This is a genomic window from Methanobrevibacter sp. 87.7, from assembly GCF_002208625.1.
GTDB lineage: Archaea > Methanobacteriota > Methanobacteria > Methanobacteriales > Methanobacteriaceae > Methanarmilla.
The window spans coordinates 1-10389 of sequence record NZ_MRCT01000064.1 but is presented as its reverse complement, the minus strand read 5'-3'; the positions used below and the strand labels follow the sequence as shown (position 1 = coordinate 10389).

Genomic DNA, 10389 nt, shown 5'->3' with positions numbered 1-10389 from the left:
GAAATAAGTAAAATACTTATTAAATTTATTAAAAAATAGAAATAAATATTATTAAATTAAATTAATTAAAAATAGAAATTAAAATTAGGTATATAATAAAAAATTCAAAAATATAAATTGAAAAAAAAGATAAAAGCTAAAATTAGCTTATATCATATTTTTGTAAGAGTAAAAGTTCTTCAGTAGATAACTTTTTACCATGTTTAAATTTATCAAATATGTTTTCAGCTTTCTCTTTTTCTTCAGAATTCCTTTTTGGAGCAATTTGTTTTTTATTGGAGTTTCTTCTTTTTGGTTTAGAAGTACCGAGTTTTTTATTAATTACATGAATTTGGCTTAATACTTTTTTAAACTCTTCATGTTTAGCTGATGCAGATTTTCTTGCATCTATGAAAGCTTGATGTGCTTCATCAGCAGCTGCTCTAATCTCATCAGTTTTTTTGAAGTAGTGTAACATTTGTTCATGTGCTTCTTGAGCTTTTTCAGAAAGTTCAATAACATTTTTATGGTGTTCTTCTGATTGTTTTTTGAGTTCTTTAGCTTGTTCTTTTATTTTATCATCTTCATGAATATCCATTAATTGTTTACGAAGATCATTTGCATTTTTAACAAGTTGATTTTCTTTTTTAATATCAAGAACTCTAGTTTCAATGATTTTATCAATTTTTTTGATCTTATTTTCAATTTTAACTTTATCTTTTTTACCAGAAGACCATTCTAAATTTCTGAGCTCTTTATTAGCATTATTACGTAATTTTTTCTCATCTTCAACTTCTTTGTTGATTCTATTACGTTCATCCCTATATTCAATAGCTTTGTTTAAGTTGACTTTTAATTCAGCATTTAATTCATCACGAATTTTACGTTGTTCTTTAGCAACTCTATTAAAATGTTCCCTTTCATCAACTATTGCAGAGATTTCTTCTTCTTTATCAATTTTTTGTTGTTTAACACCTTCAGGAGTATCAGCAAGAACAAATTCATCTTCATCTTTAGCATTATCTTTAATTACAGGTAATACTTTAGATAAATCTTTACCATCAACAACAACATCAGCAATTTCTTTAACTGCAGGTTTTGCATTAAATGCAATACCTAATCCAGCAGCTTTTAAAATGGAAATATCATTAGCACCATCACCAATAGCAACACAATTTTCTAATTTAATGTCTTTATCTTCAAGATAATTGTTTAAGACATCTAATTTAGATTTGCTTACTAAATCACCAGTAACTTCACCAGTTAATTTTCCATCTTCTTCAGTTAATGAATTTACAAAAATATCATCAACACCTAATTTCTCTTTTAATGGATCTGCAATAATATCGAAACTACCGCTAATAATAATAACTTTATAGCCACTATCTTTTAAATCTTTAATAGTTTCTTCAGCACCTTTCATAAGAGGAATTTGGTCCCTTAATTCTTTAATTTCATCTACAGAAACTCCTTCAAGAAGTTTAACTCTTTCTTTTATAGATGTTTCAAAATCTACTTCGCCTTGCATTGCTTTTTCAGTAATTTCAGCAATTTGATCTTTTACATTTGCAATTTTCCCAATTTCATCTATTGCTTCTCCATCCATAATAACATTATCTAAGTCAAATACTACAAGTTCAATCAAACATATCACCAAATTAAATTAAGTCTAACTCTTTAAGTCTGTCATAAGCTCTTTCTACTCCAAGCTTAGCATCACTACGAGTTTTAGCACCGGTACAAACAACTTTACCAGAACCGAATAATAATAAAACTACTTTAGGATCAGTTAGACGATATACTAAACCAGGGAATTGTTCTGGTTCATATTCTGTGTTTTCTAATTCTAAAGCAACAGCTTCTAAATTTAATGTGGATTCTAAATTTGCAGAAGCTACTATATTTTGAATTTTAATTTCAAACTCATGAGGGATTTCTGTATCAATTTCTCTCATAAGATCCACAGTTTTCCTAATAGCTAACTTTGAGTCATCAATTGATTTAGCACCAGTACAAACGAGCTTACCTGAGCTAAAAATCAAAGCTGCAGTTTTAGGGTCTTTAAGTTTAAAAACTAGACCAGGGAATTGTTCTCGGTTAAAATCTACGCCAGGTAAATTTTTAGCTACATCAGTAAGTACAATATCTTTACCAATACTAGCAGAAGACACAATGTTTTCTATTTTTATATCAACATCGGTCATTTTAAACCTCCAAATCATAATTTATTAAAATGAGCAAGTAAACATTTTAAATTTAATAAGAATAATTAATTAAAATATTAAAATTTTTACTATAATTAATTTTATATTTAAATAGTATATAAATGTATTTAAAAATAAAATTTATTTTATAAATAATATAAAAATAAAGATAAGTAATCAAAAAAATTAATTAAAAATTTTTATAAAACTTAATAATAAAAAAGATGGTAAAAATGATTGAAGTTGAAGCTAAAGCAAAAATAAATAATTTTGATGATGTTAGAGATAAAATAGAAAAATTAGGTGCTAAATTAGTTAAAATTGAACATCAAGAAGATTTATATTTTAATAGTCCTATTGTTGATTTTGCAGATACTGATGAAGCACTAAGAATAAGGAAAACAAATACAGATACAGAAAATAATTTATTTATAACTTATAAAGGACCAAAAATAGATAAAAAAAGTAAAACAAGAGAAGAAATAGAAATGGAAATTGAAGATAAAGAAAAATGTAGAAAAATATTCAAACATTTAGGTTTTGTTGAAGCAAGAGAAGTTATAAAAGATAGAGAAATATTTAAATATAAAAATTATGAATTAAGTTTAGACCATGTAAAAGGTTTAGGACCATATATGGAAATAGAAATATTAGTTGAAGATGGAACAGATTATAATGATGCCCAAAAAGGATTATTTGATTTATTTGCTAAATTAGGAATAACTGATAATTTTGAAAGAACATCTTACCTTGAATTATTAGAAAATAAAAATTAATTATATTATATTATTATATGAATTTTATGAAAAAATTATAAATATAATAATAATAAAATTAAAAAAAATCCTAAAAATATAAAAAAATAAAAACCTAAAAATTAGTAAAATTTAAAAAGATATTAAAATATTTAAATTAATAAATATAAGAGTTATATATTATATAAACTAATTATATAAATATTATATTAATAAAATTATAAAAAAATTTTATAATATAATAATAAATTAAATACAATCAATAAATTACTTATAAATTCAACAAGGAGTGATATACTTGCAATACTATGTAAGTCCTTATAATAAAGAAGTTAAATACAATTTTCCAGAGAATATTGTAGTTTACGATACAACATTAAGAGATGGGGAACAAACCCCTGGTGTATGTTTCAATAAAGAGGAAAAACTAGCTATTGCTCATAAATTAGATGAACTTAGAATCCCACAAATAGAAGCAGGATTTCCAAGAGTATCAGAAAGAGAAAAAAATACAGTGAAAGCTATATGTAATGAAGGGTTAGATGCACAAATCATTTGTTTAGCAAGAACTAAAAAAGAAGATATTGATGCTGCATTAGATGCAGATGTTGATGGAATTATAACATTTATGGGTGCATCTGATTTACACTTAGAACATAAATTACATTTTACACGTGAACAAGCATTAAATACTTGTATGAAATCAATTGAATATGCAAAAGACCATGGATTATTTGTAGCATTTTCTGCAGAAGATGCAACAAGAGCAGATTTAGATTTCTTAAAAAGATTATATAAAAAAGCAGAAGGCTATGGTGTTGATAGAGTTCATGTAGCAGATACTGTTGGTGCAGCTACCCCACAAGGAATTGATTATTTAATTAAAGAACTCAAAAAAGACATAAACGTAGATATTGCAATGCATTGTCATAATGATTTTGGTTTAGCCGTGATAAATTCTATTGCAGGTCTTTTAGCAGGTGCAAGTGGAGTTTCAGTTACAGCAAATGGAATTGGTGAAAGAGCAGGGAATGCTTCACTTGAAGAATTAGCTATGGCACTTAAAATATTATATGGAAAAGATCTTGGATTTAAAACAAAACACATTAAAGAATTATCTGACCTTGTATCAAAAGCTACAGGTTTACCAATACCATATAATAAACCAATTGTAGGTAAAAATATATTCAGACATGAATCTGGTATTCATGTAGATGCAGTTATAGAAGAACCATTAACTTATGAACCATATGTACCAGAACTTGTAGGTCAAAAAAGACAAATTGTTTTAGGAAAACATTCTGGTTGTAGAGCCGTAAAAGCAAAACTTGACTCATGTGGTGTTGAAGTAAGTAATGAAGAATTATGTAAAATCGTTAAAAAAGTTAAAGAAACAAGAGAAAAAGGAACATACATTAATGATAATGTATTTAAAGAAATCATTGAAGATGCAAATCTCAAAAACAATTAAATTAACTCTTTTTCTTTTTAATTTTTACTATTTTTTAAATAAACTTAATATTTTATGTTTTTAACAAAAAACTATTTTTCAATTTAATATAATATTATTTTAAATAAATTTAATTTTTTAATACTTAAAATAAGAAATATATTAAAAAATCTTAAAGAAAGCAAAATAAAAAACATTAAAAAAAATAAAATATTAAAAGTTTTAAAATTTAATAATATAATATTATATATTAAAAATTTTAATTTTCAGTGTGAAAAAATGAATATTACAGAGAAAATATTATCTGAAAAAGTAGGACGTGAAGTTAATCCTGGTGAAATTATAGAATCAAATGTAGATCTTGTAATGTCTCATGATGGAACATCCCCTCCTGCTATAAAAACATTTGAAAAAGTAGCAGATAAAGTATGGGATCCTGAAAAAATAGCTATTGTATTTGATCATAATGTACCTGCTAATACAATAGGATCTGCAGAATTCCAAAAAATTACAAGAGATTTTATAAAAAAACAAGGAATTACACATCATTATATTAATGGTGAAGGTATTTGCCACCAAGTTCTTCCAGAACAAGGTTTAGTAGAACCAGGAAAATTAATTGTAGGGGCAGATTCACATACCTGTACTTATGGTGCTTTTGGAGCATTTTCAACAGGAATGGGTGCAACAGATATTGCAATGGTTTATGCTACTGGAAAAACATGGTTTATGGTTCCAGAAGCAATTAAAATAGAAGTTACAGGTAAATTAAATAATTTAACTTCAAAAGATATTATTCTTAATATTATAGGAAAAATTGGTATTGCAGGTGCAACCTATAAAACTGCAGAATTCTGTGGTGAAACTATAAACGAGCTAAATATTGCAAGTAGAATGACCATGACTAATATGGCAATTGAAATGGGTGCAAAAAATGGTATAATGGAACCTAATAAAGCAACTATTGAATATGTTTGTAAAAGAACTGGAAAAACAAAAGATCAATTAAACATAAAAAGATCAGATAAAGATGCAGAATATGCTAAAGAATATCATTTTGATATTGATGGTTTAGAAGAACAAATTTCATGTCCTAATGATGTAGATAATGTTAAAGGAATTAGTAAAGTTCAAGGTACAAGCATTGATCAAGCAGTAATTGGATCATGCACTAATGGAAGACTTGAAGATTTAAAAGTAGCTGCAGAAGTTCTTGAAGGACATAAAGTTCATGAAGATGTAAGGCTTATAATACTTCCAGCATCTCGTGAAATTTATCTTAATGCAATAAATAAAGGTTATATACAAACATTTGTAGATGCTGGTGGAATTGTTTGTAATCCTGGATGTGGACCATGTCTTGGTGCACATATGGGTGTTTTATGTGAAGGAGAAACTGCAATTTCAACAACAAATAGGAATTTTAAAGGAAGAATGGGAGATCCTAAATCTTCAGTATACCTTTCAAACCCTAAAGTAGTTGCAGCTTCTGCAATAAAAGGATTTATTGAAAAACCAGAAAATATATAATCCTTTCTCTTTTTTTATTTTAATTTTAAACAACAAGAAAAAACTATTTTTAAAGTGAAAATATGGAAAAAAAAGAAAATAATATAAATAAATGTTTAATTGACAAGATAAATTATCTTGAAAATAAATACAATAAAGAATTTTCAAATACACAAAAAATTCTATTAACAACAGATGGATCAATTACTGCAATACTTGATGTATTATATAATAAAATAAGCTTAAAAACAATAAACCAGAATCTTGAAAAAGCAAACGAAAAAGTTGCTAAACATTTTAATATTAAAGAAGGAGAATTAATCAATAATAGAGTTATTATAATGCATAAAAATAATCAACCATTGATTTTTGCAAAAAGTTACATTCTATTATCCAGAATAAGTAAAGAAATTAAAGATTCATTATTAGCTGAAGATATTCCAATTGGAAGAATTTTAAAAAATTATAAACTTGAAACTAGACGTGAAATTGGAGATATTCAAATATTAAAAGGAGATACAAATTTAAATAATATATATAAAACAAATGAAGAATTCCTATCCCGAGATTATGATATTATACATAATAATGAAAAATTCATGTGGATTCAGGAAATGTTTCCAATAAGTTATTTTACTAAAAAACAATTATAATAAAATATCAAAATTCTAATTTTAAAAATAAAAAAATAATTTAAGATTAGAAAATTAAAGATAATATAAAAAATTAATTAAATATAAAATAAGGTGAAAAAATGGGAGTAAATTTTAGAGACATTGCATCTCCAGAAAAAATTGAATTGAAAGATATAGAAGGAAGAACAATAGCAATAGATGCATATAACACAATTTACCAATTTCTATCAGGAATACGTCAAAAAGATGGAACACCTCTTAAAGATTCAGATGGAAACATAACCTCTCATTTAAGTGGCCTTTTATATAGAACATCCTCAATTATAGAAAAAGGAATTAAACCAATATATGTTTTTGATGGTAAACCTTCTGAATATAAAGCAGATACAATTAAAAAACGAAAAGAAGCTAAAAAGAAATCTGAAATAAAGATGAAAGAAGCAATAGCAGAAGGAGATGAAGAATTAGCACGCAAATATGCAATTCGTACCTCAAGAATGTCACCATATATTGTAGAAAGTTCTAAAGAATTACTTGATTATATGGGAATTCCATGTATACAAGCTTCAAGAGAAGGAGAAGCACAAGCATCTTATATGGTTCAACAAAAAGATGCATGGGGAGTTTCATCTCAAGATTACGATTGTTTACTCTTTGGAGCACCTAGAATCATTAGAAACCTTACATTAAGTGGAGGATTATCAAAATTAGAATATATGGAACTTAATAAAGTTTTAAAAAATCTTGATTTTACAAGGGAAAAATTAGTAGATTTAGCTCTTCTTGTAGGTACAGATTTCAATAATGGAGTTCATGGAATTGGTGTAAAAAGAGGTATTAAATTATTAAATGAAAAAAGTCTTGAAGAAATATTAAAAGATTTAGATCATGAACCAGAAACAGACATTGATATTTTAAGAAATATCTTCCTTAAACCTAATGTCAATAAAGATTATAAAATTAAATTCAAAGATTATGATAATGAAAAAATTATTGAATTTTTATGTGAAGAACATGGATTTGGAGAAGATAGAGTAAATAATGTGCTTAAAAACAAGATGAAAAATCTTAATGTTAGTCAAAAAAGTTTAGAAGATTGGTTCTAAACTTTTAAAATTCATATTAAAATTTAAAAAAAAAATAAAAAATTAAATTACTATAAATCTAAAAAATAAAAAATAGATAAAAATATAACTTATTTTTAAAATGGTGGAAAATCTTCTCCCCAAAGCATTTTAACAAATTTTTTTGCCATTTCAACTTGTTTTGAATAATATTTACTAATATTTATTGTAAAGTTTTCACGATTTGTAGATTTTGAGATTAATCTTAATAAATTCATATAACGAGAAATTGATTTATCTACATCAAAATTGAAATTTTTAACAGCAAAATCTATTTTTTCAGGATTATGAATACAAGGAATTTCCAATGTTTTACATATAGTTTCACGTGTAAAATATCTCATTCTAATAAGTGGAGAAACAGAACTTATTAAAATATAATCACCACAAGGAATTAAAGGAAGAACACCTTGAGTTTCAATTCTACTAAGATTAGTTAATCTTTCATAATGCTGTATATTATAACAGTGAAGCTCTGTATAAAAATCAGGTTTATATTTTTTAATTAAATTAATAATTTTTTGACCCATCTCAGATTCATAATACTTCTTATTAATAGTTGAAATATACGGACTACTATCAAAATTATAAAAATAAAACTGACCTTCAGATAAATCATCTACTTTTAAACGTTTAATTAATTTAATAGTAGTTTTACCTTCATTACCATGAACACCACCAATAAATAATTTAACAGGCCCATCACCATTATCAATATGTTTAAAATAGTCCATAATATCATCTAAGTTAAAAAAAAATATATAAATAAAAAAAAGAAAAAATATTTAAAAATACTTAAAAATATTTAAGTTCCAGCATGCCAATCTGACATATAATCTTTTTGAGTATTAGTAATTGAATCAATTTCAATTCCCATAGCTTTTAATTTTAATCTAGCTACAGTATCATCAATTGAATCTGGAGCTTTCATAACTCCTACTTTTAAATCTTTATCATTATCAAGAATATATTTAGCAGATAAAGCTTGTACTGCAAAACTCATATCCATAATTTCAGCAGGGTGACCTTGACCTCTTGCAGCAGCAAGATTAACTAATCTACCATCTGCTAAAAGATAGATTTTTCTTCCATCTTCCATAGTAAACATTTCAATACTTTCTCTTACAGTTTTAACAGATACTGCTTGAGCTTCTAAATCATCTCTATTAATTTCTACATTGAAATGTCCTGAATTACAAAGCATACATCCATCTTTCATATATTTGAAATCATCACCAGAAATAATATTAATATTACCAGTTACAGTGATAATAATATCAGATATTTTAACAGCTTCACGAATAGTCATTACTCTGAAACCATCCATTCTAGCTTCAAGAGCTCTAATAGGGTCAACTTCAGTAACAATAACATTAGCACCCATACCTCTTGCTCTACTAGCTACACCACGACCACACCAACCATAACCACATACAGTAAAATTTTTACCAGCGATTAACATGTTAGTTGTACCCATAATAGCATCTAAAGAAGATTGACCAGTACCATATCTATTATCAAATAAATATTTAGTATAAGCATCATTTACTGCAACAACTGGGAATTTTAAAGCATTATCTTTAGCCATAGCTTTTAACCTATGTACTCCAGTAGTAGTTTCTTCACAAGCACCTTTAATATTTGATAAAAGTTCTTGTCTTTCACTATGTAAATGCATAATCATATCTGCACCATCATCAATAATGATATCTGGTTTATGATCTAAAACATTATCAATAGCTTGATAATATTCTTCATCAGATTGACCTCTCCAACCATAAATATTTAAACCAAGAGCAGCAGCACCTGCAGCAGCATCATCATGAGTGGATAAAGGATTACAACCAGTCATTGCAACTTCTGCCCCACCAGCTTGCAAGGTTAAACCTAAATTAACTGTTTTAGGCTCAAGATGTAAACATGAACCAATAGTAATTCCTTCAAAAGGTTTTTCTTCTTCAAAAACTTTTTTAATATGTTCAAGAACAGGCATATGTTTTTGTACCCATTCAATTTTCATTATTCCATCATCTGCAAGAGACATATCTTTAACATTACTCATATAATCACGAAATAAGAATTTTTAACTACTTGATTGATATATCTAAATATCAATTCAAGAAAAACAATAGATTTAATATTAATATATTATATTTATATACATTTAAATTTTTAAAGATTACTAAAAAAATTAATAAATATCAAATAAAAATTTTTTAAAATGTAAAAAAATAATTAAAAAAAATAGTAAATCAAAGAAAAAACCTATTTAAAACACAAAGTATAAATATTAAAAAAACTAAAATAAGATAATATAATATTTAATATACTTTATTAATTTATTATGCCGGGGTGGCTCAGCTGGTTAGAGCGCACGGCTCATAGGGTTTTTTAGCTATGCTCTGACTGAATTCCTGGGATACCGTGAGGCCGCGGGTTCGAATCCCGCCCCCGGCATAAAAAAATCCCAGGAAATTTTTAAAACTTTTTTTATTAAACTTTTATAAAATTTATTAAAAACTAATTTTAAATTAATATAATTTTTAAATTAAATTATATAAAAAACTCATTTTAACAAACACAAGTAAAAATCCAATTTTAAATAAACTAAAAATATAAAAAACTCATTTTAAAATATTAATAAAATTATAAGTTAAGTCTTTAAGATAATAGTTAAATAAAAATAATATAATATTTTTTACTAAAACAATAAAATATTAAAGAAAATATCAT

The 10389-nt window shown here is 25.7% G+C and carries 9 protein-coding genes and 1 tRNA gene; 6 read left to right on the top strand and 4 right to left on the bottom strand.

Annotated elements, in window-relative coordinates; genetic code table 11:
• Positions 1 to 142 precede the first annotated feature (142 nt).
• Both serB and BGI41_RS04405 read right to left on the bottom strand, forming a co-directional pair.
• Positions 143 to 1624 carry a phosphoserine phosphatase SerB gene (serB, locus tag BGI41_RS04410; protein ID WP_088539020.1) on the bottom strand — a complete coding sequence of 494 codons (1482 nt, stop codon included), beginning with the start codon at positions 1622 to 1624 and terminating at the stop codon, positions 143 to 145.
• A 13-nt stretch (positions 1625 to 1637) separates the two neighbouring features.
• A complete protein-coding gene (locus BGI41_RS04405) occupies positions 1638 to 2183 on the bottom strand; it encodes a TATA-box-binding protein (RefSeq protein WP_042707680.1) in 546 nt (181 codons plus the stop codon).
• A gap of 233 nt (positions 2184 to 2416) precedes the next feature.
• Here BGI41_RS04405 and cyaB point away from each other — a divergent pair, with 233 nt between their 5' ends.
• The 5 genes from cyaB (at position 2417) to fen (ending at position 7638) form a co-directional block, all read left to right on the top strand.
• Positions 2417 to 2959 carry a class IV adenylate cyclase gene (gene cyaB, locus BGI41_RS04400; protein WP_088539019.1) on the top strand — a complete coding sequence of 181 codons (543 nt, stop codon included), beginning with the start codon at positions 2417 to 2419 and terminating at the stop codon, positions 2957 to 2959.
• 277 nt (positions 2960 to 3236) lie between these two features.
• Positions 3237 to 4409 (top strand): homocitrate synthase family protein, encoded by a 1173-nt coding sequence (locus BGI41_RS04395; protein WP_088539018.1) that lies wholly within the window; start codon positions 3237 to 3239, stop codon positions 4407 to 4409.
• 258 nt (positions 4410 to 4667) lie between these two features.
• The gene (gene hacA, locus BGI41_RS04390; RefSeq protein WP_088539017.1) at positions 4668 to 5918 is read left to right on the top strand and encodes a homoaconitase large subunit; all 1251 of its coding nucleotides are present in this window, start codon (positions 4668 to 4670) and stop codon (positions 5916 to 5918) included.
• A 62-nt stretch (positions 5919 to 5980) separates the two neighbouring features.
• A complete protein-coding gene (locus BGI41_RS04385; RefSeq protein WP_088539016.1) occupies positions 5981 to 6550 on the top strand; it encodes a chorismate lyase in 570 nt (189 codons plus the stop codon).
• A gap of 101 nt (positions 6551 to 6651) precedes the next feature.
• Positions 6652 to 7638 (top strand): flap endonuclease-1, encoded by a 987-nt coding sequence (gene fen, locus BGI41_RS04380; RefSeq protein ID WP_088539015.1) that lies wholly within the window; start codon positions 6652 to 6654, stop codon positions 7636 to 7638.
• 95 nt (positions 7639 to 7733) lie between these two features.
• Here the strand turns inward: fen and BGI41_RS04375 are convergent, their stop codons facing one another.
• A complete protein-coding gene (locus BGI41_RS04375; RefSeq protein ID WP_088539014.1) occupies positions 7734 to 8390 on the bottom strand; it encodes a DUF2119 domain-containing protein in 657 nt (218 codons plus the stop codon).
• Between the two features lie 71 nt (positions 8391 to 8461).
• A complete protein-coding gene (gene ahcY, locus BGI41_RS04370) occupies positions 8462 to 9718 on the bottom strand; it encodes an adenosylhomocysteinase (RefSeq protein ID WP_088539013.1) in 1257 nt (418 codons plus the stop codon).
• A 284-nt stretch (positions 9719 to 10002) separates the two neighbouring features.
• Between ahcY and BGI41_RS04365 the strand changes: the two genes are divergently transcribed.
• Positions 10003 to 10113: transfer RNA gene (locus tag BGI41_RS04365), tRNA-Met, on the top strand.
• Positions 10114 to 10389: the final 276 nt, after the last annotated feature.